The organism is Marinobacter sp. bablab_jr003 (genome assembly GCF_016464245.1).
Taxonomy (GTDB): Bacteria; Pseudomonadota; Gammaproteobacteria; order Pseudomonadales; family Oleiphilaceae; genus Marinobacter; species Marinobacter vinifirmus.
In genome coordinates this window covers 1-613 of record NZ_JADARC010000010.1, presented here as the reverse complement: position 1 = coordinate 613, position 613 = coordinate 1, and the positions used below count along the sequence as shown (strand labels likewise).

At 57.7% G+C, this 613-nt stretch carries 1 pseudogene; it reads left to right on the top strand.

Features of this window, described 5'->3' with window-relative positions:
* A pseudogene (locus H3Z84_RS00060) lies at window positions 1-609 on the top strand (xylulose 5-phosphate 3-epimerase); the annotation flags it as partial.
* Between the last annotated feature and the right edge of the window lie 4 nt (window positions 610-613).

Here is a 613-nt window from a genome sequence, read left to right as displayed (position 1 = left end):
GACACTGCCCGCGTTGTCTATCCTCCCGACTGCAATAGTGCTGTGGCGTGCCTTAACGAGTGTTTTCGAACCCAGGGGCAGTTCTGGGCCATGACGGTTCCCAAGGCAAAACTGCCTGCCGTTTTTGACGGCCGTCAGGCTGTGCAATTGCTCCGGGATGGTGCCATCGCTCTTGGTGAAGCCGGTGATGTGCAGTTGATCGCTGTCGGCGCCTATCAACTCCGGGTTTGCCTTGAGGTTGCCGAAGCGCTGGCTCAGAGAGGGCTTTCGAGTGGTGTGGTCTGCCTTCTCGAGCCCGGTCGATTCCGGAGTCCCCGGGATCCAATCGAGTCAGGACATCAGTCTGGTACTTCTTACAGGGCCGAGCTGTTTCCCCACGATACAAAACTCAGAGTGTTCGTCTGCCATATGCGCCCAGAGGCCTTGCTGGGAATCTGCCGTCCTCTCGATCTCGGACCCGACCGGACGCTGGCGTTTGGCTATGAAAACCATGGTGGCACCCTGGATACATCGGGGCTGCTGCAGGCCAACAAATGTGATGCCCATTCGATAGTGCAGGCGATCCTGTCAAAAAGTGGCTCCTCAGGCGCTGATAAGGCGACATTGTAGCGAT